Raw genomic sequence first — 25,991 nt, 5'->3', positions numbered from 1 at the left:
CCGCACCGGAGCCCGAACCAGAGGCTTCCGACCCCCACATCTGGCACTCAGTGCCGCCAACCGGACACCTGGCGGCCCGCGCGTGACACCGGCCACCTATCCTGGTGTCGGTCGGACAGCGCGGTCCGCTCTGAATCCCGCCCGGAAGCCCAGCCCACCAAGCGGCGCCTGCACCTCCTCCAGCCGCCGGGCCGCCCTCCGGGCCCCCTCCCAGACGAGCTTCAACACTGCAAGGAGCCGCACCTGTGAGCAGTGCCGACGACCAGACCACGACGGTCAGCACCGAACTGCGCGCCGACATCCGGCGCCTGGGCGATCTGCTCGGCGAAGCCCTCGTACGCCAAGAGGGCCCCGAACTCCTGGAGCTGGTCGAGCGCGTCCGCCGCCTGACCCGCGAAGACGGCGAAGCCGCCGCCGAACTGCTGCGCGGCACGGAACTGGAGACCGCCGCCAAGCTCGTACGGGCGTTCTCCACCTACTTCCATCTGGCCAACGTCACCGAACAGGTCCACCGCGGCCGCGAACTGAGGGCACGCCGTGCCGCCGAGGGCGGCCTCCTCGCCCGGACGGCCGACCGCCTCAAGGACGCCGACCCCGACCACCTGCGCGCCACGGTCCGCAACCTCAACGTCCGCCCCGTCTTCACCGCACACCCCACCGAAGCCGCACGCCGGTCGGTACTCAACAAGCTCCGGCGCATCGCCGCGCTCCTGGAAACCCCGGTCATCGAATCCGACCGCCGCCGCCACGACACCCGACTGGCCGAGAACATCGACCTCGTCTGGCAGACCGACGAACTGCGCGTCGTCCGCCCCGAACCCGCCGACGAGGCCCGCAACGCCATCTACTACCTCGACGAACTGCACGCCAACGCCGTCGGCGACGTCCTGGAGGACCTCACCGCCGAACTGGAACGCGTCGGCGTCCGGCTCCCCGACCACACCCGCCCCCTCACCTTCGGCACCTGGATCGGCGGCGACCGCGACGGCAACCCCAACGTCACCCCCCAGGTGACCTGGGACGTCCTCATCCTCCAGCACGAACACGGCATCAACGACGCCCTCGAACTCATCGACGAGCTGCGCGGCTTCCTCTCCAACTCCATCCGCTACACCGGCGCCACCGACGACCTCCTCACCTCCCTCCAGGCCGACCTCGAAGCCCTCCCCGAGATCAGCCCCCGCTACAAGCGCCTCAACGCCGAGGAGCCCTACCGGCTCAAGGCCACCTGCATCCGGCAGAAGCTGGAGAACACCAAGCAGCGCCTCGCCAAGGGCACCCCGCACCAGCCCGGCCGCGACTACCTCGGCACCAGCGAACTCCTCCAGGACCTCACCCTCATCCAGACCTCGCTGCGCGAGCACCGCGGCGGCCTCTTCGCCGACGGCCGCATGAACCGCACCATCCGCACCCTCGCCGCGTTCGGCCTCCAACTCGCCACCATGGACGTCCGCGAACACGCCGACGCCCACCACCACGCCCTCGGCCAGCTCTTCGACCGCCTCGGCGAGGAATCCTGGCGCTACGAGGACATGCCCCGCGAGTACCGGCACAAGCTCCTCGCCAAGGAACTCCGCTCCCGCCGCCCCCTCGCCCCCACCCCGGCACCCCTCGACGCCGACGGCACCAAGACCCTCGGCGTCTTCGAGACCGTCAAGAAGGCCCTGGACGTCTTCGGCCCCGAGGTCATCGAGTCGTACATCATCTCCATGTGCCAGGGCGCCGACGACGTCTTCGCCGCCACCGTCCTCGCCCGCGAGGCCGGCCTCCTCGACCTCCACGCCGGCTGGGCCAAGATCGGCATCGTCCCCCTCCTGGAGACCACCGACGAACTCAAGGCCGCCGACACCATCCTGGAGGACATGCTCGCCGACCCCTCCTACCGGCGGCTCGTCGCCCTGCGCGGCGACGTCCAGGAGGTCATGCTCGGCTACTCCGACTCCTCCAAGTTCGGCGGCATCACCACCAGCCAGTGGGAGATCCACCGCGCCCAGCGCCGCCTGCGCGACGTCGCCCACCGCCACGGCGTCCGCCTGCGCCTCTTCCACGGCCGCGGCGGCACCGTCGGCCGCGGCGGCGGCCCCTCCCACGACGCGATCCTCGCCCAGCCCTGGGGCACCCTCGAAGGCGAGATCAAGGTCACCGAACAGGGCGAGGTCATCTCCGACAAGTACCTCGTGCCGTCCCTCGCCCGGGAGAACCTCGAACTCACCGTCGCCGCGACCCTCCAGGCGTCCGCCCTCCACACAGCGCCCCGCCAGTCCGTCGAGGCCCTCGCCCGCTGGGACGCCGCCATGGACGTCGTCTCCGACGCCGCCCACGCCGCCTACCGCGCCCTCGTCGAGGACCCCGACCTGCCGACGTACTTCCTGGCGTCGACCCCCGTGGACCAGCTCGCCGACCTGCACCTGGGCTCCCGGCCCTCCCGCCGCCCCGGCTCCGGCGTCTCCCTCGACGGCCTGCGCGCCATCCCCTGGGTCTTCGGCTGGACCCAGTCCCGCCAGATCGTCCCCGGCTGGTTCGGCGTCGGCTCCGGCCTCAAGGCCCTGCGCGAAGCCGGCCTCGACACCGTCCTGGAAGAGATGCACGAACAGTGGCACTTCTTCCGCAACTTCCTCTCCAACGTCGAGATGACGCTGGCCAAGACCGACCTGCGGATCGCCCAGCACTACGTCGACACCCTCGTCCCCGACGAGCTCAAGCACGTCTTCGACACCATCAAGGCCGAACACGAACTCACCGTCCGCGAGGTCCTGCGCATCACCGGGGAGGACAAGCTGCTCGACGCCAACCCCGTCCTCCAGCAGACCTTCTCCATCCGCGACGCCTACCTCGACCCCATCTCCTACCTCCAGGTCGCCCTCCTCAAGCGGCAGCGCGACGCGGCCGCCGCCGGAGAGACCCCCGACCCGCTCCTCGCCCGCGCCCTCCTCCTCACCGTCAACGGCGTGGCCGCGGGCCTGCGCAACACCGGCTGACCCGCACACAGCACGGTGCCCCCGTGGTCGTACGACCACGGGGGCACCGTGCTGTGTGCGCTCAGAGGGACGGCTGCTCCCGGCACACCCGGGCGGACAGCCTCACAGAGCCACCCACGCCGCCGTGACCAGCGCGAGCCCCGCACCGCCCAGCACCCACGCCGAACGACGCATCCGCAACCCGCCCGCCACGACCACCGACGCCAGCAGCAACGCGCCACCGAGCGGCACCCACGCGTGCAGCAGACCCGCCGGGCCCGTCCGCACCACATCACTGCTGCCCGGCTTCACGACGACCGAGTACGTCCCACCCGACTCCACCGCCACCGACTGCTCGATCGTCACCCGCTGCCGGGCCGTCGACCCCGCCGACACCGGCTCGTACGGTCCCCAGCACACCGAACCGTCACACCGGGACACCGTCATCGTCCCGTGCTCGCGCCCCTTGCCCAGCATCACGTGCTGGGCACAGCCCCAGGAACCCCACACCCCGGCCACCAGGATCACCAGCGCGACGACCCCCATCGCCGCCAGCCGCACGTACCGCAACGCGCTCGACGCACCACCCTTGCGCGGCACCGCACGAGCGTGCCGCGAACGGGAAGCAGAGGCATGGCCGGCAGGCATGGCCGGGATCATTGGCCATCGCACCGCGATAGGTCAACTCCCGCAGGCCAACCCGGACGAGGAAGCCATCACGACTTGTCCCCATCCCTCCGCAAACCTCCCCAGCCCACCCCTCAGGAGTTGTACGTCCCCTGCGCCCGCTCCAGACCCTCGATCACCAGACACTCCACCGCGTCCGCCGCCCGGTCCACGAAGTAGTCCAACTCCTTGCGCTCCGCCGACGCGAAGTCCTTCAACACGAAGTCCGCCACCGGCATCCGCCCCGGCGGACGCCCGATCCCGAACCGCGCCCGGTGATAGTCCGACCCCATCGCCTTCGTCATCGACTTCAGCCCGTTGTGACCGTTGTCACCACCGCCCAGCTTCAGCCGCAGCGTCCCGTAGTCGATGTCCAGCTCGTCATGGACGGCCACGATGTTGCCCACCGGCACCTTGTGGAAGTCCCGCAACGCATTCACCGGACCACCCGACAGATTCATGAACGACATCGGCTTCACCAGGACCACCCGCCGGCCCATCGGCCCCGGCGGCCCGATCCGCCCCTCCACGACCTGCGCCTGAGCCTTCCCGGCCCGCTTGAACCTCCCCCCCATCCGCTCGGCCAGCAGATCCACCACCATGAACCCGACATTGTGCCGATTCATCGCGTACTCGGGCCCAGGATTCCCCAACCCGGCGATCAACCACGGGGCAGCGGGATCGGTCGTCACGTCCATGTCTCCATTCCTACGCGAACCAGCCGCCGCTCCCGCAAGGGAGACGGCGGCTGGAACAAGACTCGCTGTACCGCTGGCGCAGTACGGCTCAGGCCTCGGCGACCTCTTCGCCCTCGGCGGCCTCCTCCGACGGCTCCTCCGCCTGCGCCGCCAGAACCTGGAGAACCACCGCGTCCTCCTCGACCGCCAGGGAAACACCCTTCGGCAGCGCGATGTCCTTCGCCAGGACGGACGCACCCGCCTCAAGACCCTCGACCGAGACGCTGACCGACTCGGGGATGTGCGTGGCCTCCGCCTCGACCGGCAGCGCGTTCAGCACGTGCTCCAGCAGGTTGCCACCCGGCGCCAGCTCACCCTCGGCCTGCACGGGAATCTCGACCGTGACCTTCTCGCCCTTCTTCACGAGCAGCAGGTCGACGTGCTCCAGGAAACCCTTGATCGGGTCACGCTGCACCGACTTCGGGATCGCCAGCTCGGACGTCTTGCCGTCGATGTCCAGCGAGATCAGGACGTTCGGCGTACGCAGCGCCAGCAGCAGGTCGTGACCCGGCAGCGTCAGGTGCAGCGGGTCCGAACCGTGACCGTACAGAACACCCGGAACCTTGGCGTCACGACGGATACGACGGGCCGCACCCTTGCCGAACTCGGTACGCGTCGACGCGGTGAGCTTCACCTCGGACATGATCACTCCTCGTAGAGATAGCAACGGACGTGGTCACCCGGCCACGAACGGCCTGCTACGAAGAGCGCGTCGATAACGGACCACCGAACCCGCACACAGAACGCGGACGGCCTCCCTCGCCGAGCAACTGCAGCAGTCTACTCGGCGAGGGAGGCCGCACCCAAAACGATCTCTACGCGACCGCTCTCCGCGATCCCTACTGCTCGTCGAACAGGCTCGTCACCGAACCGTCCTCGAACACCTCACGCACCGCGTTCGCGATCGTCGGCGCGATCGACAGCACCGTGATCTTGTCCAGCTCCAGCTCACTCGGCGTCGGCAGCGAATTGGTGAACACGAACTCGCTCACCTTCGAGTTCTTCAACCGATCCGCGGCCGGACCCGACAGCACACCGTGCGTCGCCGTCACGATGACATCCTCCGCACCGTGCGCGAACAACGCGTCCGCCGCCGCACAGATCGTCCCACCCGTGTCGATCATGTCGTCCACCAGGACACAGATACGGCCCTTGACCTCACCCACGACCTCATGCACCGTGACCTGGTTCGCCACGTCCTTGTCACGCCGCTTGTGCACGATCGCCAGCGGCGCGCCCAGCCGGTCGCACCAACGGTCCGCCACCCGCACCCGACCCGCGTCCGGGGACACCACCGTCAGCTTGCTCCGGTCCACCTTCGCGCCCACGTAGTCCGCCAACAGCGGCAGCGCGAACAGATGATCCACCGGACCGTCGAAGAAGCCCTGGATCTGGTCCGTGTGCAGATCGACCGCCAGGATCCGGTCCGCACCCGCCGTCTTCATCAGATCCGCGATCAGACGCGCCGAGATCGGTTCACGACCACGGTGCTTCTTGTCCTGCCGCGCGTAACCGTAGAACGGCACGATCACCGTGATCGAGCGGGCCGACGCACGCTTCAACGCGTCGATCATGATCAACTGCTCCATGATCCACTTGTTGATCGGAGCCGTATGGCTCTGGATCAGAAAGCAGTCCGCACCACGCGCCGACTCCTGATACCGCACATAGATCTCGCCATTCGCGAAGTCGAAGGCCTTCGTCGGGACGACCCCGACACCCAACTGCTGGGCGACCTCCTCGGCAAGCTCGGGGTGGGCGCGGCCGGAGAAGAACATCATCTTCTTCTCGCCGGTCGTCTTGATCCCGGTCACAGCACTGTCTCCTCAGAGGTGTCACAGCTGGGCATCGATGACCGCTCAGCTGGGGTGCGGGTGTGCACTTATCACGGTACGCCGTCCCCGACGCACCCGTTTCCGGTCAGCTTTCGCTTTCCGCCTCCCGAGCAGCCGCCTCGGCCGCCCTCGCCGCCGCGCTCCCCGGACGCTTCCGAGCCACCCAACCCTCGATATTCCGCTGCTGGCCACGGGCCACAGCCAGCGAACCGGGCGGCACATCCTTCGTGATCACGGACCCGGCAGCGGTGTACGCACCGTCCCCGACCGTGACAGGAGCCACAAACATGTTGTCCGAACCCGTCTTGCAATGCGAGCCGACAGTCGTGTGATGCTTCTGCTCACCGTCGTAGTTCACAAAGACACTCGCCGCACCGATGTTCGAGTAATCACCGATCGTCGCGTCCCCCACGTACGACAGATGCGGAACCTTCGTCCCCTCACCGATCGACGCGTTCTTCGTCTCGACGTACGTACCGATCTTCGCCTTCAACCCCAGACGCGTCCCCGGACGCAAGTACGCATACGGCCCCACCGTCGCCTGCGGCCCCACCTCGGCACCGTCCGCCACCGTGTTGTCCACCCGCGCACCGGCCCCGACCACCGTGTCCTTCAACCGCGCATTCGGACCGACCTCCGCACCCTCACCCACACGCGTCGCACCGAGCAACTGCGTACCGGGATGGACCAGCGCGTCCTGCTCGAACGTCACCGTCACATCCACCCAGGTCGTCGCCGGATCCACCACCGTCACACCCGCCAGCATGGCCTCCGTGAGCAGCCGGTCGTTCAGGATCCGGCGCGCCTCGGCGAGCTGCACACGGTTGTTGATCCCCGCGATCTCCCGATGATCCGCCGCGACCGACGCACCCACCCGGTGCCCGGCCTCCCGCAGGATCCCCAGCACGTCCGTCAGGTACTCCTCACCCTGACTGTTGTCCGTCCGCACCTTCCCCAACGCGTCCGCGAGCAACTGACCGTCGAACGCGAACACACCCGAGTTGATCTCCCGGATCGCCCGCTGCGACTCCGTCGCGTCCTTGTGCTCCACGATCGCCGTCACCGCACCCGAGGCGCCGTCCCGCACGATGCGGCCATAACCGGTCGCGTCCGGCACCTCCGCCGTCAGCACGGTCACCGCGTTGCCGTCGGCCCCGTGGGCCTCGGCGAGCCGGCGCAGCGTCCCGCCCGTCAGCAGCGGCGTGTCGCCGCACACCACCACGACCGTGCCGTCGACACCACCGCCCAGCTCCTCCAGAGCCATCCGTACGGCGTGCCCCGTCCCGTTCTGCTCCGCCTGCACCGCGGTGCGCACGCCCGGGTCGACCTCGGCCAGGTGCGCGGCGACCTGCTCGCGGGCGTGCCCCACGACGACCACCAGGTTCTCCGGGTCCAGCTCGCGCGCGGCGGCGAGGACGTGGCCGACCAGCGAGCGGCCACAGATGCTGTGCAGGACCTTGGGTGTGGCCGACTTCATACGGGTGCCCTCACCCGCTGCGAGGACGACGACGGCTGCCGGGCGGGTTGCGCTCACGGGGATGCCCTTCGGCTGTGGATGAGTGGGGTGTGGACATCCGCAGGATACCGGGGGGCAGTGAGGGGGAAATGGGAGCGGGTCCTGACCCATTCACCTGGGTGAGGACCCGAACTGAGCATGTGCTCCCGGGAGAGGATTCGAACCCCTATAAGCGGCACCAAAAACCGCCGTCTTGCCCTTAGACGACCCGGGATTACCGCTATGTCCGATTTGATGGATCGGTCGCGGTGACAGCCTCCACTATGCCGTACCACCAGCCCTCGATGCGACGGTATAGCTCTGTGCTCTGGCGAACCTTGATGCCCAGGCAACCGCGGTATGCGTCCCCGACGTTCTTGCGGATCGTTGCCGGGTTGTGTTTCTTGAGGACGGTCTTGCCGAGTTCTGTCCGGTCGATGCCGACGATGTCGCCCCAGTACTGCTCGGCCGCCTCGACGTCCGCGGATTCGTGGATCATGACGCGGCAGTGCAGACGGTCGCGTCCCACCTCAAGGAGAGCTAGCCAAGCGAGAAAGAGGGCGATCATCCCGGGGTCGCTGTTCACGAACTCCACGGCCTCGCGGCGGGCGTGCGGCTTGTCCTTGGTCCCTTCGGCCCAATACAGGCCGACGCCCGCGAGGAACAGCTCGCGGTCCGACAGTTCGCCGATCGAAGCTGCTGCTGCTTCCTTCGTGTGCCGGCGTTCGCGGTCTCGTTCGGCTCGCAAGCGGGCGAGTCCTGCGTTCATGCGTGCTCGCTGCTCCTCCGGTGTGTGCCTGGGTTCTGGGTGCGGCATGTCGCGCACCCAGAGCGACACCGAACTCTTCGAGCAGCCCAGTTCGGCCTGGATCTGGTTGTACGTCCATCCCTGCTGTCGTAGTTCTCGCGCCTTCTTGCGAAGGTCGTCCTTCGCTCTGGGGCGCTTGGTCCACTCGGGCGGGGGTTCGCCTTCGACGAGGCGCTGAAGGGTCCCGCTGCTGTGGACGCCGAGTTCCTCTTTGATCTGCCGGAGGCTGTGGCCCTGGCGGCGCAAGGTGATCGCCTGAGCCCGCAGGCTCTCGAAATCGGGGTACTTGCCATGCGGATGTGCCATGGGCATACCGTCTGGGCGGAATGGTGGGTTCCGGGGTCGAACGGTGTGCGATTCAGCAGTTCGAGGGATACCGGGTGGTTTCGCTTCTGTTCGATTGGGCGGTGTGGTGTAGGCCAGTACGGGAAACTCGCCGGAAAAGCGGGGGCGCTCGAACGTAGGCTGGGGGTATGACCGCGACGGGGGAAGACCGCACCGGGGCCAGGATGGAGGGCCGCCCGGTCGGCCCGTGGTGGTGGGAGCGGCGGCGGGGGGCCGTGCTGGACGGCGTGCTGGCGTTCGTGTCGGCGCTGGAGTGTTCGGTGGAGGGCGTGGAGTTCGCCCGGGACGCCGGGTTGCCCTCGTCCGTGGGGGTGGTGTTCGGTGCGCTCGCCGGTTCCGTGCTGCTGGTGCGGCGGATGTGGCCCGTCGCCGTCGTCCTGGTGTTCATCGCTGTCGCGCCCGCTCAGATGGGGTATCTGATGGGGCTGGTCGGCCTGTACACCCTGGCCGCGTCGGAGGCGCCGAGACGGATCATCGGGGCGCTGTCCGGGATGGCGTTCACCGGGGTGTTCATCGTGTGGTTCGTGCAGGCCACGCAGATCACCGCGGGTGACGACAGCGGGGTGAGCGGGGACGCCGTGGTCGGTGGTGGGGAGTGGTTCGCGCTGTTCCTCGGTCTGACCGTGGCGATCGGGTTGACGGCGCCGCCGGTGCTGCTGGGGCTGTACGTGGGGGCGCGGCGGCGGTTGATGGAGAGTCTGCGGGAGCGGGCGGACTCGTTGGAGCGGGAGCTTCAGTTGCTCGCGGAGCGGGCGGAGGAGCGGGCGGAGTGGGCCCGGGGTGAGGAGCGGACGCGGATCGCGCGGGAGATGCACGACGTGGTCGCGCACCGGGTGTCGTTGATGGTGGTGCACGCGGCGGCGTTGCAGGCGGTGGCGCGGAAGGACCCTGAGAAGGCTGTGAAGAACGCGGCGCTGGTGGGGGACATGGGTCGGCAGGCGTTGACCGAGCTGCGGGAGATGCTCGGGGTGCTGCGGTCGGGGGAGGGGTTGTCCACGGTGCGGTCCGCCGAGCCGGCGTCGGTGCCGTTGGCGGCGGTGGGGGTGGCGGCTGCGGCTGCGGCGTCGCGGGCGGAGGACGAGGTGGGGGAGGGGCCCCGGCTTGCGGAGCTGGAGGCGCTGGTGGGGCAGTCGGCGGCTGCGGGGATGGTCGTGGAGCTGTCGGTGGAGGGGGAGGTGCGGGTGTATGCGGCTGAGGTGGAGCAGACGGCGTACCGGGTGGTGCAGGAGGCGTTGACGAACGTCCACAAGCACGCGGCGGGGGCGAAGACGCATGTGCGGCTTGCGCATCGTTCGGCGGAGATCGCGATGCAGGTGGAGAACGGGCCGCCGCCGGAGCCGGGTGCGGCGGGGGCTGCGCGGCTGCCCAGTGGGGGGAACGGGTTGCTGGGGATGAAGGAGCGGGTGGCCGAGCTGGGGGGTGTGTTCGTGTCGGGGCCGACGGACGCGGGCGGGTTCCGGGTGTCGGCGGTCATTCCGGCGTAGCTTCGCGCGCGCCGTCGCGTGGGCGTGTGCCTGCGGTGGTCGCGGTGGTCGCGGTGGGGCCGTGTGTGGCTTCGGGGGTGGGGCGGTCGTGGTCGTTCAGCCGGTGGTCAGGCGGGTCGGGGTCGTGCCTGTCAGGAGGGTGGCGAGGGCCGCGTCGATGTGGGGGCCCAGGTACCAGTCGCCGGTGTGGTCGAGGGCGTAGGTGCGGCCTTCGGTGTCGATGGCGAGGAGTGCGCGGGTGGCGGTCTCGTGGCCGAGGGGGCAGACCTCGGTGTCGAGGGCGCGGCCGAGGTCGCCGAGGGTGCGGGCCATGTGGAGGCCGTGCAGGGGGTCGAGGTGGAGGTCGACGGGGGCGAGTTGGCGGCCGGGGCCCTGTGAGCTGAGGCGGAGGCCGCCGAACTCGGCCCAGGCCTCGACCGCGGCGGGGAAGACCGCGTGGCGGTGTCCTGCGGGCGAGGTGTGTTCGCGCAGGGTGTCGGCCCAGTACTCGGCCTGCTTTATGTCCCAGCGTCCGGGCTGCCAGCCGGCGGCGCGCAGGGCGGCGTCGACGGGTACGGAGAAGCGCGTGGTGGAGGTGCGGTCGGTGTGCATCTGCCCTTTGTTCGTCGGTGGTTCGGCCCGGTGTGTCGGCGCGGGTCGGTTTGGTGGCCGGTGGCCGGTGGGGGTCGGTGTGGGCCGGACGGGTGGTCCTGGGTGGTCGTGGGGTGGTGAGTGGTGGGGGCTTCGGGTGTCCTGGGGTCTTCGGGGTGGGTGGGGGTCGGGTGTCTGTCCGCGTACCAGGTGACGTGTCGTGCGGGGTGGTGGTTCCGGGGGTTTCCGGTGTGTCGGTCCCGCTCGGGTGGTTCTCCTGCGGGAGTCCTCCTCGGTACTCCTGGTTCCGGGGTCTTGTTCAGTTGCCCTCGGTCGGGTCGACGATGCGGACGCCGAAGTGGGCGCTGAGGGCGGTGCAGGAGCGGCAGGGGGTGGCGAAGCCGCCGTGGAGGGGGTCGCCGTCCTCGCGGATGTGGCGGGTGGTGAGTTTGGCCTGCTTGAGGGCCTTGCGGGCCTCGCCGTTGGTCATGGGTCTGCGGGCGGCGCGCTTGCTGCGGGCCGCGTCGGCGGTGGTGATGAGCCGGGAGATGAGGATGGCCTCGGCGCAGCGGCCGGTGAAGCGGTCGCGTTGCGCGGTGGCGAGGGAGTCGAGGAACTCCTGGACGAGGGGGTGCAGGGGCGGGGCGTGGTCGCCGCGCGCCGCGGTGCCGGTGAGGGTCTCTCCGCGTACGGAGAGGGCGGCGGCGACGGTGGGCAGGATGCCGTCGCGGCGGTGGAGGAGGGTGGGTGCGTGCGGCTGTTCGGTGCTGCTCCAGCCGATGCGTGGATCGCCCGAGGGTCCTGCCTGCGTCGTGCTCATGATCGTCGTCCCCTCCTGTCGCATCCCCCGTCAGCGGACACAGAGTGCCAAACGGTGTGGCCGGTGTGGAAGCTGGGGCGCTGCGACACGCCCGGGCTTCGGCACACGGTGAGGGTGGTGTGACGGCTGGTCACGGAAGCGGAGGGCCGGTGACCGGTGTCGCCGTACCGCATAGGCTGTCGACAACCGCGATCCGTGCGGGTCCTGCTTTCGGGTGTGGGTCCGGGGTGGGTCGGGGAGTGGGAAGGGGCCTTCGACGGGCCTTTTTCACTGCCGGTGGTCGGCCCGTGCGGATGCCGGTGACCGGTCGGCCGGCACGGTCAGCACAGCCAGCACAGTCAGCCAGTACCAGAACAGGTCGAGAACGCCGCAGGGGGCTACCGCCATGACGACAGGTCGGCTCGGGCAGCAAGCCGCGCCGCCGAACGCGGCCTATGCCGGGCAGGTCGTGCAGTTTCCGGACCCGGTCCGGGCCGCGCGTCATCCGAGGGGTGTTCGTGTGGACGCGCACGGCTATCCGGACTTCTCGCCCTACGCGCGTGCCGCGGCGGAGATCGCCGATCCCCCGGAGGGGTTCGGTGTGGATGAGCTGCGGTTGACGGACTACGTGTCCGCGAACGCGGCGCTGGCGGCGTCGGGGCACGAGTTGTGGGACACGATCCCGCCGGTGGCGACGCCGCACGGCTGGACGTGGCACCACGTGGTGGGCGGTCGGCGGCTGGAGCTGGTGCCGGTCGAGGTGAAGGCGCTGCTGCGGCACCACGGGGGTATCGCGACGGCGCGGGTCGACCAGGGCAAGCGGGGCACGCGGCCGTTGCAGGAGACGCGGCCGGCGCATTTCGGGTTGCCGAAGTCGTCGGCGGTTGCGGTGACGGAGTCGCAGGTGCAGGGGGTCGAGGAGGACCTCGGGTACCGGTTGCCGGGGGCGTACCGGTCGTTCCTGAAGGCGGCGGGCGGTTGTGCTCCGGTGGGGGCGGCGCTGGACGCGGAGTTGGGGCTGCTGGTGGACCAGCCGTTCTTCACGGTGCGGGACGAGGCGGCGATCAATGACCTGGTGTATGTCAACAAGTGTCTGCGGGACCATCTGACGAAGGACTACCTGGCGGTGGCGTTCGCGCAGGGTGGGCTGGTCGCGGTGAAGGTGAAGGGCGACCGGATCGGGTCGGTGTGGTTCTGCGCGTACGACGACGCCCGTGACGTGGATCCGTCGTTGCCGCCGGCCGAGCGGGTGGAGCGGTTGTTGCTCCCCGCCGGTGAGGACTTCGACGTGTTCCTGTCCCGGTTGGCGGGCAATCCGCCGGAGTTGGAGACGGTGGCGAATCTGATGGTGGACGGTGGGTTCGCCCGCGCCGTGCCGGTGGGCGCCGCGTCCTCGGTGGGGGAGTGAGTTCTCGATGGTGACGTTCGCTCAGGCGCAGGAGCGCGCCGAGGAGTGGATCAACGGTGATCTGCCCGCGTACCAGCACCGTGAGGTGCGGGTGCGGGAGTTCGACCTGGGGTTCGTGGTGTGGGCGGAGGACCGGGCGGACGGTCCGCGGTCCGACGGTGGTGCGCAGCGGCTGGTGATCGCCCGGGACAGCGGGGAGGCCACGTTGTGGCCGTCGCTGCCGGTGGGTGAGGTGATCCGCCGTTATGAGGAGGAGTACGGCCGGACGGAGGCGCCTCCGGGCGAGGCGCCGGCTCCTGCGGCGCGGGTGGATCTGAACCAGACGTCGTTCCTGTTGACTCCGCCGGAGTGGTTGCAGGACGCGGCGGACCGGATGGGGATCCCGGATCGCCGTTCGGGCGCGGGTACCGGCTCAGGCGCTGGTGCTGGTGTCGGCTCCGGTGCTGGTGCGTCGGACGGTGCCGGGGCGCGTCCGGCGGGCTCGGTGGCCGGTGGTGCGATGTCGGAGACGCTGGCCGGGCCGTCGGGACCGGCTTCCCCGTCCTCGCCGGCCTCCCCGCCTTCCGTGGGTGGGGCTCCGGTGCTGGCGGACGCCACGCCGTGGCCGGCCGCCGCGTCGGCGGAGGACGAGGTGCGCGACGCGGTGCCGCCGCCGAGGGACGCCGAGCCGCGGGACGCGGTGCCGGGTGTGCCGGACGGGGCGACGCCGTGGGCCGGTACGGACACCAACGCCGAGATCGAGGACGACCGTTCGGTGCCGCTGCCGGACACGGTGTTCGCGCCGCAGCTGACCGAGGTGAGCGACGAGGACGACGCGCCGCCGCCCAGTGCCCTGCCCGAAGCCAAGACGGCGCTGATCTCCGGCGGCAGCCGGCTTCCGCGTACGGCCGTGGCTCCCGCCCTGGACCCGTCGGGGCAGCCGCAGTCGCCGCCGCCGGCCGGTCCGGCGACGCCGCCGCCGCCGGGTACGCCGTCGTACGGGTACCCGCAGGGCGGTCCGCAGGGTCCGGGGACCCCGCCGCCCGGCGCCCCGTCGTACGGGTACCCGCAGGGACCCGGTACTCCGCCGCCGGGGCGTCCGCCGGCGCCGAACGCGGGGGACATCGCCGACGCCGCGACGAGCAAGGCGGCGCCGCCCCCGCGCAGGCGCGGTGGGCCGGCCACGCCGCCGCCCCCGCCGGGGGTGCCCGGTGCGCCGGGTGCCCGTCCGGGTGCGACGCCCCCGCCGTCCGCTCCGGGTGCGCCGGCCGGCGCGTACGTGCCGACGCAGATGGTCTCCGCCCTCGGCCCGGACGGGCCCGAGGGCGTGCCCGGCGCTCCGGGCCAGCCGGGTGCGCCGGGTGCGCCGCATCCGCCGGGGGGTACGCCCGCCGGTGGGGTGCATCACGCGGCGACGATGCTGGCCGGGCCGTCGCTCGGCGGTCCGGGCGCGCCGCAGCCGCCGGGTGTGCCCGGTGCGCCTGGGGCTCCCGGTGCGCCTGGTGCGCCGAATCCGCCGGGGGGTACGCCCGCCGGTGGGGTGCACCATGCGGCGACGATGCTGGCCGGGCCCGCCGTGGGTGGTCCGGGGGCACCGCAGCCGCCGGGTGCTCCCGGTGCTCCGGGGCAGCCCGGTCCCCCGCCCGGTGGCCCCGCTCCGGTGCATCACGCCGAGACGATGCTGGCCGGGCCCGCGGTGGGCGGTCCCGGCGCGCCCGGCATGCCGCAGCCGCCCGGCGCGCCCGGTGTGCCGCCGGGGCCGCAGGGCATGCCCGGTCACCCCGGTCACCCGGGCCATCCGGGGCACCCCGGGCAGCCGATGGGTGGTCCGCCGGCGTACGGGTATCCGCCGCAGCCGATGGGGCAGCCGACCGTGGGCCCCGGCTACCAGGCCGTGCTGCGGTACCGCGCGCCCGACGGCTCCGAGCAGCAGGTGATCCGGCGTTCCGCCCCGGGCACCCCGCACCCGGAGTGGCAGATCTTCCACGAGCTGCGTGCCCTGAACATTCCGCCGGAGGCGGTGCTGGAGCTGCACACGGAGCTGGAGTCGTGCGAGCTGCCGGGCGCCTACTGCGCGCGGATGATCCGGGAGCAGTGGCCGAACGCGCGCATCACGTCCATCGCCCCGTACGGCAAGGACCACGCGAGCCGGCAGCAGGGCATGGCGCAGCTGCTGGCGCACCAGGGCGAGTTGCACCAGGTGGCGGACGGTCCGGCGCGGCCCGCGCCGGTGCGTGCGCCGTTGCCGCCGGTGCAGCCGGCGCCGCCGATTCCGCCGGAGGCGATCGGGCAGGAGCTGGCGGCGGCGTTCGGGCCGGGGGTGTTCCGGTTCGACCAGCAGGCGGTGTCGCGGCAGGGTGTGCCGCCGATCGTGGCGCACACGCTGGTGGTGGCCGGACTGCCGGTGGACATGGGGCCGTTCTTCTGGGCGCAGGCCCAGCCGGGCCGTCCGGTGCCGACGCTGGCGGAGCTGGCGCAGGAGCGGGGTGTGCAGCCGGCGGCGGACGCGGGCTCGTACCTGGTGATGGGCAGCGACTTCGGCAAGGCGCTGTGCGTGCAGTACGGCACGGCGAACATCGTGGCGGTGCCGGTGGAGGCGGGGCCGGGCGGTGCGCCCGTACCGCCGCAGTTCGTGAACACCGGGCTGCCGGAGTTCACGCGCTGCCTGGCGCTGCTGGGCCGGATGTGGCGGCTGCGGTTCGGGCTGAACCAGGAGCAGGCGGGCCGTTGGACCGTCGACTTCCAGGCGCAGTTGGCCGCGCTGGACCCGGCGGCGCTCGGTTCGCCGGAGAGCTGGTGGTCGGTGCTGCTGGAGCAGATGTGGGACGGCTTGCTGTGACCCGCGGTCGCTGACGCAGGCGGTGTGCACGCGAGGGGCCGGGCCCGGTCGTACGACCGGGCCCGGCCCCTCGGTGTTGTCCGCCGTCCCGCGTGACGTGCTTGCGCCGCCCGGACCCGCGCCCGGAGTGTCGTGTTATGAACACGTCTGCCGGATCCATCAAGATATGCGCCACATCGGCATTTCGTGTGCGTCCGGCGAGAGGTTCCCAGCATGAGCAGCGCACCGACGGCGCCCCACGGGTGCGACTTCGAGTTCGACGTCGTGCGGCGTGGCTACCGCCCCGACCAGGTCGACGCCTGCGCGGCGGCCCTCTCGCGGGACCGTGACGCGGCGTGGGAGCGGGCGGCCCGGCTGACCGTGCTCGCCAAGGAGATGGGCGCGGAGCTGGCCCGGCTCCGGGAGACCGTCGCCGGGCTTCCCCAGCAGACGTACGAGGCGCTCGGTGGGCGGGCGCGGCAGTTGTTCGATCTCTGCGTCGAGGAGGCGGCGGCGCTGCGGGAGGGCGGTCGCGCCGATGCCCGGCGGTTCGTCGAGGAGGCCGAGGAGGCCGCGCGGCGGTTGCGGGAGGAGTCGCGGTCGTACGCCGACCAGGTGCGTGGCGAGGCGGAGGAGAGGGCCCGGCAGCGGGTGCTGGCGGCGCGGGCGGAGGCGGACGATCTGCGGATCGCCGCGCGGCTGTCCGTGAAGGAGGGGCGGGCCGAGGCGCTGGCCGCGCTGCGGGAGGTGCGGGAGCGCACCGAGGGGATGCTCACGGAGATCGACAAGGAGTTCGCCGAGCGGGTGGCCGACATCGAGCGGGCGGTCGCCGAGCGGGAGGCCGTGTTCGACGCCCGTGACGCGGAGCGGGTCGCCCGCGCGGAGGCCGCCGTCGTCGAGGCGGAGCGGGCTCTCGCCGAGGCGGAGCGGCACGCGGCGCAGACGCAGGCGGAGGCGGAGGCCCGTGCCGCCGAGGTGATCGCGCAGGCACGGGTCCGGGAGGAGCGCGTCGCGCGGGACACCGAGCGGGTCCTGCGCGAGCACGCCGAGCGCGGAGAGGGACTGAAGGTGCAGATGGACTACGTCCGCGACAGCCTGTCGGCGCTCACGGACTGAGAGAGCCGGGGCCGAGGGCCGGTGACTCTGAGAGGCGGTGACCGAGGGCCGGTGACCGAGGGCCGGTGACCGAGGGTCGGCCGGGTACCGGTCCCGGTTTGCCGGCCGCTCGTCGGCCTCAGTCTCCGGTGCTCCTCCTCGCCGCTCCGGCGAGGATCCGGGCCTGCACCGCCTCGTACTGCCTGCGCTGTTCCTCCGCCCTGCCGCGGCCGGACCACACCGTGCCCAGCCAGCCGCACGCGAAGCCCAGCGGGATGGAGACCAGGCCGGTGGTGGTGAAGGGGAACCAGTTGAAGTCGGCGCGCGGGAACGCCGCGTACGGGGAACCGGACACGAGGTTGGTGCCGGTCATGAGGACCAGGACGGCGAGGGTGCCGCCGATGAGCGTGCACATCAGGCCCGTACGGGTGTAGCGGCGCCAGAAGAGGCTGTACACCAGGGCGGGGGCGATCGCCGAGGCGCCCAGGCAGAACGAGAGCGTGACCAGCGGTTGCAGGCTGCGGTTCTGGACCAGGGTGGCGAGGACGATCGCGGTGACACCGACCGCGCCCGCGGAGAGCCGGGCGATGGTCATCTCACGGCGGGGTGTGAGGGGTGCGGAGGCGACGGCGGCGAAGACGTCGTGCGCGAGGGAGTTGGCGCAGGCGAGGATCATGCCGGCCACCGACGCGAGCAGCGTCAGGAAGACCGCGGTGGCGACCGTGGTGAACAGCAGGGTCTCCGCCGTGGACACCTGGGTGCCGAACGCCGCCATCGAACCCAGCAGATAGGCCGTGTTGCCCTGCGGGTCGGCCGCCGCGATGACCTCGCGGCCGATCAGGGCCGTCGCGCCGAAGCCGACGACCGAGATGACCAGCACGAACAGCGCGACCGACGGCACCGCCCAGGACAGCGAGCGGCGGATCTGGCGGGCGCTGCGCGCGGTGTACGTGCGCATGGTGACGTGGGGCAGGCAGGCGCCGCCGAGGACGACGGTCAACTCGGCGCTGATCATGTCGATTTCCGGGTACGGGCCGCCCGAGAACTGGAGCCCGGAGTGGAGGAAGCCGCTGCCGACCCCGCTGTTCGCCGCGGCGGCGCCCAGCAGCAGGCCCAGGTCCCAGTCGAACCGGTCGAGGATCAGGACGGCGATGATCCCGCCGGAACCGAGCAGCATCACGATCTTGATGATCTGGATGAGGGCGGTGCCCTTCATCCCGCCGATCGCCGCGTAGCCGATCATCAGCGCGCCGACGATCACCACCACGCCGGTCTTCAGGCTGTCGTTGGAGAAGCCGAGGATGAACGCCAGCAGGTCGCCGGTGCCGGCCAGCTGCACCAGCATCATCGGCATCAGCGCCGCGATCGTCACGACGCAGGCCGTGATGCGTACGGTCCGGCCGGGCATCCGCCGGGCCAGCGCGTCGCCCATCGTGAACCGGCCCGCGTTGCGCAGGGGTTCGGCCAGCAGGAACATCAGCAGCATCAGCGACAGGGCCGTGCTGAGGGCGAGGACGACACCGTCGTAGCCGAACAGGGCGATGACCCCGCCGGTGCCGAGGACCGTCGCCGCGGAGATGTAGTCGCCCGCGATCGCCAGGCCGTTGCGCAGGGGGGAGAGCGAGCTGTAGCCGGTGTAGAACTCGTCGAGGTCGTCGCGGTCCGGGCCGGTCATCACGCACAGCAGCAGCGTGACCGTCGCGACCGCGGTGAACCCCACGAGCGACATGGCCTGCGCCGACCCGCTGAACTCGGTGAGGACGCCGGCGGCGGTGGGCAGGGAGGGGGCGGCGGTGGTGATCATCGGGTGGGCCCCCACGAGGAGTTGTGGGTGCCCCGTCGGGGGCGCGGTCCGTGCTGCGGCGGGTGCGGTCCGCCTCGCGCCTGGCGTCCCGGCGTGCCTCGGCCTCCGCGAGCCGGCGGATCCGGTCCGCGAGCGGGTCCACGCGGCGGCGCGCGGTGCGTTCGTACAGCCAGATCGCCAGACAGGTCACCGGCACCTGGAGCAGCCCGAGCAGCAGTCCCGTCGACAGTCCGCCGCTGACCGTGCCCGTCATGTACGACGGGGCGAACGCCGACAGGAGCAGGAAGCACAGGAAGTAGCCCAGCGCGGTCAGTGTCGCCACCCGCCGCTGGCGGCGGTAGGCGCTCCGCAGCAGACGCAGGTCGCCGTGGTGGTGCGGCGGGGGGTCGTCGGGCTCGTCGGGGAGCGGTGGCGCGGACGGCGGTCCGAACGCGGACGGGTACGACGGCTCGGACGCGGACGGGTACGGCCTCGGGTACGTGGGTGGTGGGGACTGCGGGGCGTACGGGGTTGAGGGATCGTAGGGGGAACGGTGTGGGGGTGACGGGAACGGGTCGGTCATCCCTTGTCTCCTTGCGCGGCTCTGGTCCGGTGCCTGCGGACCGCAGGGAGCGGGGGGCGGGCGTGAACGCTACCCGTGGGTTCGGTGCCGCGCGACGTTTTCCGCAAACTGAGCGGTCGGTATGCGCTTTCTTCTGGGAACCCGCCCTGACCTGGGGTGTTACCCGGATTAACTCAGGCTTTTCCGCGGCCCTCCGCCGCGCCGCCGCGCCGCCGCGCCGCCGACCCGCCGCGGCAGGTCGTCGTTGCCCAGGCCCTCAGGCCCTCAGGCCCTCAGTCCGTCAGTCCGTCGGGCCGGCCGTCCTTCAGCACCGGGAACCTGCGCGGCGCCACCACCAGCAGCACCAGCAGCGCGACCGTCGCCGCGCACGCCGCTCCCAGGTACACCGCGTGGACCGCCTCCGCGACCGCGCGGCGGACCGGCTCCGCCGTCGTGCCCGCGTCCAGGCCGTGGGTCACCGCGTCGAGGTCGCCCGCGCCGCCCAGACGGGAGGCCAGGACACCGTTCGCGACCGCGCCGAAGAGCGCCGCGCCCAGGGTCTGGCCCGTCTGGCGGCAGAAGAGGATCGACGCCGTCGCCGTGCCCCGTTCCTCCCAGCCCACCGTCGACTGGACGCCCACGATCAGCGGGAGCTGGAACAGGCCCAGCGCGGCGCCCAGCAGGAGCATCAGCAGCGTCGGCTGCCAGGCCTCCCCCGGGTAGGGGAGGAACGGAAACGCGAACAGCAGCAGCGCCGCCGCCGTGATGCCCAGGATCGCCGTGTCCCGGAAGCCGATGCGGCGGTAGACGTGCTGGCTCAGGGCCGCCGACACCGGCCAGCTCAGGGTCCAGACGGAGACGACGAAGCCGGCGGCCACCGGGGCCAGCCCCAGCACCGACTGGGCGTAGGTCGCCAGGAACACCGTCGGCGCCACCATCAGCAGGCCCAGCGCGGCCAGCGCCAGGTTCACGGCGGCGATCGCGCGGCGGCGCCACACCCAGCCGGGGATGATCGGTTCCGCGGCGCGGCGTTCGATGAGGACCAGCGCCACCACGAGGGCGGCTCCCGTGCCCAGCAGGGTCAGGGAGGGCCAGGACAGCCACGCCCAGGCCACTCCGCCCTGCACCAGCGCGGTCAGCAGGGCGCCCCCGCAGGCGAAGATCGTCAGGGCGCCGGCCCAGTCCGCCCGGGGCCGCGCGGTCCGCTCCCGGACCGGCTCGTGCAGGTGCTTCACCAGGAGCCACAGGGCCGCCGCGCCGAGCGGGAGGTTGATCAGGAAGATCCAGCGCCAGTCCGCGTACGCGGCGAGGACCCCGCCCACCCCGGGGCCGGTCACCGCCGACACCGCCCACACCGTGGACAGCCTGGCCTGGATCCTGGGGCGCTCCTCCAGCGGGTAGAGGTCGGCCGCCAGTGTCTGCACGGTGCCCTGCAGCGCCCCGCCGCCCAGGCCCTGGACGACCCGGAAGGCGATCAGCGCGCCCATGTTCCAGGCCAGCGCGCACAGCAGCGACCCCAGCAGGAACAGGGCGGCGCCCGCGATCAGCACCGGCTTGCGGCCGAAGGTGTCGGAGAGCTTGCCGTAGACGGGGAGGGTGACGGTGACGGCGAGCAGATAGCCCGAGAACAGCCAGGAGAAGACGGAGAAGCCGCCCAGGTCGGCGACGATCTGCGGGACGGCGGTCGAGACGATCGTGGAGTCCAGCGCGGCCAGGCCCATCGCCAGCATGAGCGCGGCGGTGACCGCCCCTCGTCTGCCGGATGCGGTCTGCTCCGCCGCGTCGCGCAGCGCGGGTCGTGTCTCGCCCACCGGGTTCCTTCCCCCTGCATCCATCTGCCGGGGACCACCATGCCACTTGCCCCTCACGTCACGGCAGGGTGCAGCCTGGCTGCGCCGGAAGGCGGAGCCGAACCCTGAGACCGTCTCCACCCCTCGGTGGAGATCCCTTAGGGGTATCTCCGTACAACGGCCAGGGGCGGGTTCGTACCGGCGGAGGAAGAGACGGGGGCGGCGGCGTCCTTAACCTGGCTTTACGCCGCTGGGGGGCGGCGCACCGGACCGGCCGGGGTGGGGACCCGCCCCGCGGGGGTGGGGTTTTCCCCAGCAGAAGACTGCGCCGAGCACCAGCGCGCAGGCACCCACCGGGCGGCCAGACTCGACGCATCACCTCGTACGGCAGGTACCGCGGGTCGCACGGACCGGCACCTCACGTCGTACCGCCGCTCATCCGCTGAGCAACTGCACCATCTGCTGACCGACTTAGGAGACATACCGTGACATCGGCTGTGACCATCACCAGGCACGAGGGCACTGGAGGGCGTACGGCCGTTGCCGCGCGGGCGCGGCAGGTCGTGAAGGCGTACGGGTCCGGCGAGACCCGTGTCGTCGCCCTCGACCATGTGGACGTGGACATCGCTCGCGGACGGTTCACCGCGATCATGGGCCCCTCGGGGTCCGGCAAGTCCACCCTCATGCACTGCCTCGCCGGGCTCGACACCGTGACGAGCGGCAAGATCTACCTCGACGAGACCGAGATCACCGGGCTGAAGGACAAGAAGCTCACGCAGCTGCGCCGGGACCGGATCGGGTTCATCTTCCAGGCGTTCAACCTGCTGCCCACGCTGAACGCCCTCGAGAACATCACGCTCCCCATGGACATCGCCGGGCGCAAGCCCGACAAGGAGTGGCTCGGCCGGGTCGTGGAGACCGTCGGGCTCGCCCAGCGGCTGAAGCACCGGCCGACGCAGCTCTCCGGCGGTCAGCAGCAGCGCGTCGCCGTGGCGCGGGCCCTGGCCGCGCGCCCCGAGATCATCTTCGGGGACGAGCCGACCGGCAACCTCGACTCGCGGGCCGGCGCCGAGGTGCTGGGCTTCCTGCGGCGCTCCGTCGACGAGCTGGGCCAGACCATCGTGATGGTCACCCACGACCCGGTGGCCGCCTCCTACGCCGACCGTGTGCTGTACCTGGCGGACGGGCGCATCGTCGACGAGATGCACCAGCCGACGGCCGACCAGGTCCTGGACCGCATGAAGGACTTCGACGCCCGGGGGCGCACGTCATGAGCGTGATGAAGACATCGATGCGCAACTTCTTCGCGCACAAGGGTCGGATGGCGCTGTCGGCCATCGCGGTCATGCTGTCGGTGGCGTTCGTGACGGGCACCCTCGTCTTCACCGACACCATGGGCACCACCTTCGACAAGCTGTTCGCGGCCACCTCCTCCGACGTCACGGTCTCCGCCGCCGGCGACGAGCCCGACGAGATGTCGCGGACCGGCCGCCCCGACTCCCTGCCCGCCTCCCTGGTGAAGGACGTGGCCGCGGTCGAGGGCGCCGAGTCGGCCGAGGGCGCCGTCTCCTCGATGGACGTGACCGTCGTCGACCGCGACAACGAGAACATGGGGTCCTCCACCGGCGCCCCCACCATCGCGGGCAACTGGACGAGGAACGACCTCCGTTCCATGGAGATCACCTCCGGGCACGCCCCGCGTGGTCCGGCCCAGGTGATGGTCGACGCCGACACCGCCGACAAGCACGGCCTGAAGCTCGGTGACGAGCTGCGCACCATCACCGTCGGCGGGGACATCACCGCCCGGATCGTCGGCATCGCCTCGTTCAAGGTGACCAACCCCGGTGCCGCCGTCGTCTTCTTCGACACGGCAACCGCCCAGCGCGGACTCCTCGGCGCCACCGGCCGCTACACCCAGGTCAACGTCACCGCCGAGGCGGGCGTCAGCGACGCGCGGCTGAAGCGGAACGTCACCTCGGCCCTGGCGGCCCTCAAGGCGGAGCAGGGCGCGAAGGGCGCCCGGGAGACGGCGTACAAGGTCCGCACGCAGCAGGAGACCGCGGACGCCAACCGCAGCGACGTCGACGAGTTCATGAACGTCATCAAGTACGGGATGCTCGGCTTCGCCGGGATCGCGTTCCTCGTCGGCGTCTTCCTGATCATCAACACGTTCTCGATGCTGGTCGCCCAGCGCACCCGCGAGATCGGGCTCATGCGGGCCGTCGGATCCTCCCGCGGACAGGTCAACCGGTCGGTCCTCGTCGAGGCGACGCTGCTCGGCGTCCTCGGCTCGCTGGTCGGTGTCGGCGCGGGCGTCGGCCTCGCGGTCGGACTGATGAAGCTCATGTCGGCCGTCGGCATGGAACTGTCCACCCGCGACCTGACGGTGCGGTGGACGACCCCGGCCATCGGCATGCTGCTGGGCATCGTCGTCACCGTCCTCGCGTCCTACCTGCCCGCCCGCCGCGCGGGCAAGGTCTCCCCGATGGCCGCGCTGCGCGACGCCGGCACCCCGGCCGACGGCAGGGCCGGACTCCTGCGGGGCCTGGTCGGCCTGGTGCTCACCGGCGCCGGTGCCTTCGCGCTCTACCTGGCGGCCACCGCCGACCAGGCGAAGCAGGGCTCGCTGGTCCTCGGCGTGGGCATCGTCCTCAGCCTCATCGGCTTCGTCGTGATCGGCCCGCTCCTCGCGGGCGGTGTCGTGCGGGTGCTCAGCGCCGTGCTGCTGCGGGCCTTCGGCCCCGTCGGCCGGATGGCCGAGCGCAACGCGCTGCGCAACCCCCGCCGCACCGGCGCCACCGGCGCGGCCCTCATGATCGGCCTGGCCCTGGTCGCCTGCCTGTCCGTGGTCGGCTCCTCCATGGTGACCTCCGCCACCGCCGAGCTGGACAAGTCGGTCGGCGCCGACTTCATCGTCACCGCGGGCAACGGGGGCAAGCCCCTCAACCCCGCCACGGTCGAGGCGATCGAAGGCGTCGACGGTCTCGCCCACGTCACCCGGATGAAGGAGACCCCGGCGAAGGTGACCGCGCCCGACGGCACCTCCGAGTCGGAGTCGCTGCTCGCCGCCGAGCCCACCTACGCCGAGGACCTGCGCCGCGAGACCGTCTCCGGTGACCTGGCCGCCGCGTACGGCGCCGACGCGATGTCAGTCGGCTCCGAGTTCGCCGGGAAGGCGGGCCTGAAGGTCGGCGACACCCTGACCGTGGCCTTCGACGGGGGCCGCACCGCGAAGCTGCGGCTCGCGGCGATCACCTCCGACGACACGGGCCTCGACCAGGGCGCGATGTACACCAACCTCACGACCGTCGAGCGCTATGTGCCGGCCGAGCGGCTGCCGCTGGACACGGCCCTGCTCGCCAAGGCCGACGAGGGCGGCAAGGACGAGGCGTACGCCGCGCTCAAGACGGCCGTCGCCAAGGACCCCACGGTCCAGGTCATGGACCAGACCGACTACAAGGAGGCGCTGCAGGACCAGGTCGGCCAGCTGCTCAACATGGTGTACGGCCTCCTCGCCCTGGCGATCGTCGTCGCGATCCTCGGCGTCGTGAACACCCTCGCCCTGTCGGTGGTCGAACGCACCCGGGAGATCGGCCTCATGCGGGCCATCGGCCTCTCCCGCCGCCAGCTGCGCCGCATGATCCGCCTGGAGTCCGTGGTGATCGCCCTGTTCGGCGCGCTGCTGGGCCTGGGGCTGGGGATGGGCTGGGGTGCCACCGCCCAGCGGCTCCTCGCTCTGGAGGGCCTGGAGGTCCTGGACATCCCGTGGCCGACCATCACCGGGGTCTTCGTCGGCTCGGCGTTCGTGGGACTGCTCGCCGCCCTCGTGCCGGCGTTCCGGGCGGGACGGATGAACGTCCTCAACGCGATCGCGACGGACTGACGCCGGAGCGGGAGGAAGCGGGGGCGGACCGGGCGGACCGGCTGGTCCGGTCGGCCGACCGCCCGGACCAGCCGCTCGGACCGGTACGGGGGGCCGGTCCGGGGGTGTTCCGGGGGACGCTGCCGTACGGGGCCGCGGACAACGGGACCGCGGAGAACCGGGGGCCGCGGGGCAAGGAGTCCAGCGAACGGGGGAACGGGGGAACGGGGGACGGCGGGGCGTGGGGAAGGATCCCCACGCCCCGCCGTGCTCGTCCTCCGTGCCGCCCGGCCCCGCGGCGGCCGGGCCGGGCGGCGTCAGCCGGCGGCGCGGACGGCCTGGTAGTACTTCTTCGCCGTCTTCAGGCACGCGGCCTTGGCCTTCTTGCGGCCGGCCGGGGTCAGCGGGTCGGCCCAGAACTTCTGTCCGCAGGCACGGTTCATGTCGCCCAGGAACGCCTGGTCGATCCGGAGTTTGTGGGACCGCTTGAATGTGGCCTGGCCCGCGATCGTCTTGTAGTTGCGGTATCCGAAGTCGTGCCGGTAGCAGGGGAACGAGAAGTCGTATCCGCCCGGGATCTTCTCCGGTGATGAATTGCAGTAGTTGGTGCTCCAGTTGAACTTGTACTTCGTGATCGCCGACTTGTGCTGCCGGTGCTGCCCGAGCGCCGTGAACCACTTGGTCTGGGAACCGGACGAGTTCTGCGTCAGGGTGCTCAGCTTCGAGAGCTTCTGCGCCTTGGTGACAGCGGCGACCGCCTGCGTGGAGGCCCCGCCGTCCTGCGCGGCGGGACCGGCGAGGGCGGGTGCGGCGCCGGTCAGCAGAAGAACCGCCGAAAGCGTGGCGCCGGGAATCGTTCTGCGTAACGTGGTCATGACTTTCCCCGTTTCTGGTCGGTGCTCCTCGGGAAGCGGTCGCCACGGTGTCATGTTCACGGAGGGGCGCCAATTGTCCCTTGGTGCAGTGCGCGGAATCGAACGAGGCGTTCCGTGTCGCCG

Annotated in this window: 18 protein-coding genes, 1 tRNA gene and 1 pseudogene; 7 read left to right on the top strand and 13 right to left on the bottom strand. The window is 71.4% G+C overall.

All coding sequences use genetic code 11. The features are described 5' to 3' along the window. The first annotated feature begins 245 nt into the window (after window positions 1–245). Window positions 246–2,978: a phosphoenolpyruvate carboxylase gene (gene ppc, locus GSY65_RS15315; protein ID WP_159768571.1), complete on the top strand. Its 2,733-nt coding sequence runs from the start codon at window positions 246–248 to the stop codon at window positions 2,976–2,978. 102 nt (window positions 2,979–3,080) lie between these two features. Here ppc and GSY65_RS15310 read toward each other — a convergent pair whose 3' ends face one another. The 7 genes from GSY65_RS15310 to GSY65_RS15280 all read right to left on the bottom strand — a co-directional run bounded on the left by GSY65_RS15310 (window position 3,081) and on the right by GSY65_RS15280 (window position 8,804). Continuing rightward, entirely contained in the window at window positions 3,081–3,617 is a 537-nt protein-coding gene (locus tag GSY65_RS15310; protein ID WP_159775994.1) for a hypothetical protein, read from the bottom strand. A 101-nt stretch (window positions 3,618–3,718) separates the two neighbouring features. Continuing rightward, the gene (pth, locus tag GSY65_RS15305) at window positions 3,719–4,321 is read right to left on the bottom strand and encodes an aminoacyl-tRNA hydrolase (protein WP_159768569.1); all 603 of its coding nucleotides are present in this window, start codon (window positions 4,319–4,321) and stop codon (window positions 3,719–3,721) included. A gap of 88 nt (window positions 4,322–4,409) precedes the next feature. Further along, window positions 4,410–5,003: a 50S ribosomal protein L25/general stress protein Ctc gene (locus GSY65_RS15300; protein WP_159768567.1), complete on the bottom strand. Its 594-nt coding sequence runs from the start codon at window positions 5,001–5,003 to the stop codon at window positions 4,410–4,412. A gap of 196 nt (window positions 5,004–5,199) precedes the next feature. Then, entirely contained in the window at window positions 5,200–6,174 is a 975-nt protein-coding gene (locus GSY65_RS15295) for a ribose-phosphate diphosphokinase (RefSeq protein ID WP_055522386.1), read from the bottom strand. Between the two features lie 106 nt (window positions 6,175–6,280). Further along, window positions 6,281–7,729 (bottom strand): bifunctional UDP-N-acetylglucosamine diphosphorylase/glucosamine-1-phosphate N-acetyltransferase GlmU, encoded by a 1,449-nt coding sequence (gene glmU, locus GSY65_RS15290; protein WP_159775992.1) that lies wholly within the window; start codon window positions 7,727–7,729, stop codon window positions 6,281–6,283. A 125-nt stretch (window positions 7,730–7,854) separates the two neighbouring features. Next, a tRNA-Gln gene (locus GSY65_RS15285) sits at window positions 7,855–7,925 on the bottom strand. 6 nt (window positions 7,926–7,931) lie between these two features. Continuing rightward, window positions 7,932–8,804 carry a helix-turn-helix domain-containing protein gene (locus GSY65_RS15280; RefSeq protein WP_159768565.1) on the bottom strand — a complete coding sequence of 291 codons (873 nt, stop codon included), beginning with the start codon at window positions 8,802–8,804 and terminating at the stop codon, window positions 7,932–7,934. A gap of 167 nt (window positions 8,805–8,971) precedes the next feature. On the opposite strand from GSY65_RS15280, the gene GSY65_RS15275 reads away from it, so the two are divergent. Continuing rightward, the gene (locus GSY65_RS15275) at window positions 8,972–10,327 is read left to right on the top strand and encodes a sensor histidine kinase (protein WP_159768563.1); all 1,356 of its coding nucleotides are present in this window, start codon (window positions 8,972–8,974) and stop codon (window positions 10,325–10,327) included. Window positions 10,328–10,423: 96 nt separating this feature from the next. Here GSY65_RS15275 and GSY65_RS15270 read toward each other — a convergent pair whose 3' ends face one another. Further along, complete coding sequence (locus GSY65_RS15270; protein WP_159768561.1) at window positions 10,424–10,918, bottom strand: SUKH-3 domain-containing protein; 495 nt, start codon at window positions 10,916–10,918, stop codon at window positions 10,424–10,426. 298 nt (window positions 10,919–11,216) lie between these two features. Next, a complete protein-coding gene (locus GSY65_RS15265) occupies window positions 11,217–11,717 on the bottom strand; it encodes a YwqJ-related putative deaminase (RefSeq protein ID WP_159768559.1) in 501 nt (166 codons plus the stop codon). A 385-nt stretch (window positions 11,718–12,102) separates the two neighbouring features. On the opposite strand from GSY65_RS15265, the gene GSY65_RS15260 reads away from it, so the two are divergent. From GSY65_RS15260 to GSY65_RS15250, 3 genes are all read left to right on the top strand, one after another. Then, window positions 12,103–13,104 carry an SMI1/KNR4 family protein gene (locus GSY65_RS15260; RefSeq protein WP_159768557.1) on the top strand — a complete coding sequence of 334 codons (1,002 nt, stop codon included), beginning with the start codon at window positions 12,103–12,105 and terminating at the stop codon, window positions 13,102–13,104. 7 nt (window positions 13,105–13,111) lie between these two features. Continuing rightward, window positions 13,112–15,922, top strand: a complete 2,811-nt coding sequence (locus GSY65_RS15255) for an SUKH-4 family immunity protein (protein ID WP_159768555.1) — start codon at window positions 13,112–13,114, stop codon at window positions 15,920–15,922. Window positions 15,923–16,135: 213 nt separating this feature from the next. After that, entirely contained in the window at window positions 16,136–17,017 is an 882-nt protein-coding gene (locus GSY65_RS15250; protein WP_159768553.1) for a cellulose-binding protein, read from the top strand. Window positions 17,018–17,135: 118 nt separating this feature from the next. Here the strand turns inward: GSY65_RS15250 and GSY65_RS15245 are convergent, their stop codons facing one another. From GSY65_RS15245 to GSY65_RS15235, 3 genes and pseudogenes are all read right to left on the bottom strand, one after another. Next, window positions 17,136–18,800: a sodium/solute symporter gene (locus GSY65_RS15245; RefSeq protein WP_159768551.1), complete on the bottom strand. Its 1,665-nt coding sequence runs from the start codon at window positions 18,798–18,800 to the stop codon at window positions 17,136–17,138. 76 nt (window positions 18,801–18,876) lie between these two features. Further along, window positions 18,877–19,362, bottom strand: a pseudogene (locus GSY65_RS15240) (DUF485 domain-containing protein); the annotation flags it as partial. Between the two features lie 272 nt (window positions 19,363–19,634). After that, window positions 19,635–21,152, bottom strand: a complete 1,518-nt coding sequence (locus GSY65_RS15235) for an MFS transporter (RefSeq protein WP_201452547.1) — start codon at window positions 21,150–21,152, stop codon at window positions 19,635–19,637. A 464-nt stretch (window positions 21,153–21,616) separates the two neighbouring features. Here GSY65_RS15235 and GSY65_RS15230 point away from each other — a divergent pair, with 464 nt between their 5' ends. Together GSY65_RS15230 and GSY65_RS15225 are read left to right on the top strand one after the other, a co-directional pair. Then, window positions 21,617–22,405: an ABC transporter ATP-binding protein gene (locus GSY65_RS15230; protein ID WP_159768548.1), complete on the top strand. Its 789-nt coding sequence runs from the start codon at window positions 21,617–21,619 to the stop codon at window positions 22,403–22,405. After that, window positions 22,402–25,014, top strand: coding sequence for an ABC transporter permease (locus GSY65_RS15225; RefSeq protein ID WP_159768545.1), 2,613 nt, complete (start codon window positions 22,402–22,404; stop codon window positions 25,012–25,014). Before GSY65_RS15230 ends, GSY65_RS15225 begins: the two co-directional genes overlap by 4 nt. Window positions 25,015–25,310: 296 nt before the next feature. On the opposite strand, the gene GSY65_RS15220 is transcribed toward GSY65_RS15225, so the two are convergent. Continuing rightward, complete coding sequence (locus tag GSY65_RS15220; protein ID WP_159768542.1) at window positions 25,311–25,868, bottom strand: phospholipase A2; 558 nt, start codon at window positions 25,866–25,868, stop codon at window positions 25,311–25,313. Between the last annotated feature and the right edge of the window lie 123 nt (window positions 25,869–25,991).

Origin of the sequence: Streptomyces sp. HM190 (genome assembly GCF_009857135.1) — a bacterium.
In the GTDB taxonomy this organism is placed as follows: Bacteria; Actinomycetota; Actinomycetes; order Streptomycetales; family Streptomycetaceae; genus Streptomyces; species Streptomyces heilongjiangensis.
Note: the sequence above shows the minus strand (reverse complement) of the source record. Positions and strands in the feature narration are given on the sequence as shown.

Bases quoted from the DNA above. Each gene is read 5' to 3' on its own strand.
- GSY65_RS15275 (WP_159768563.1), top strand. From the start codon at position 8,972: ATGACCGCGACGGGGGAAGACCGCACCGGGGCCAGGATGGAGGGCCGC.
- GSY65_RS15310 (WP_159775994.1), bottom strand. From the start codon at position 3,617: ATGATCCCGGCCATGCCTGCCGGCCATGCCTCTGCTTCCCGTTCGCGG.
- GSY65_RS15245 (WP_159768551.1), bottom strand. From the start codon at position 18,800: ATGATCACCACCGCCGCCCCCTCCCTGCCCACCGCCGCCGGCGTCCTC.
- GSY65_RS15250 (WP_159768553.1), top strand. From the start codon at position 16,136: ATGAGCAGCGCACCGACGGCGCCCCACGGGTGCGACTTCGAGTTCGAC.
- GSY65_RS15270 (WP_159768561.1), bottom strand. From the start codon at position 10,918: ATGCACACCGACCGCACCTCCACCACGCGCTTCTCCGTACCCGTCGAC.
- pth (WP_159768569.1), bottom strand. From the start codon at position 4,321: ATGGACGTGACGACCGATCCCGCTGCCCCGTGGTTGATCGCCGGGTTG.
- GSY65_RS15220 (WP_159768542.1), bottom strand. From the start codon at position 25,868: ATGACCACGTTACGCAGAACGATTCCCGGCGCCACGCTTTCGGCGGTT.
- GSY65_RS15225 (WP_159768545.1), top strand. From the start codon at position 22,402: ATGAGCGTGATGAAGACATCGATGCGCAACTTCTTCGCGCACAAGGGT.
- GSY65_RS15265 (WP_159768559.1), bottom strand. From the start codon at position 11,717: ATGAGCACGACGCAGGCAGGACCCTCGGGCGATCCACGCATCGGCTGG.
- GSY65_RS15255 (WP_159768555.1), top strand. From the start codon at position 13,112: ATGGTGACGTTCGCTCAGGCGCAGGAGCGCGCCGAGGAGTGGATCAAC.
- GSY65_RS15280 (WP_159768565.1), bottom strand. From the start codon at position 8,804: ATGGCACATCCGCATGGCAAGTACCCCGATTTCGAGAGCCTGCGGGCT.
- GSY65_RS15260 (WP_159768557.1), top strand. From the start codon at position 12,103: ATGACGACAGGTCGGCTCGGGCAGCAAGCCGCGCCGCCGAACGCGGCC.
- GSY65_RS15300 (WP_159768567.1), bottom strand. From the start codon at position 5,003: ATGTCCGAGGTGAAGCTCACCGCGTCGACGCGTACCGAGTTCGGCAAG.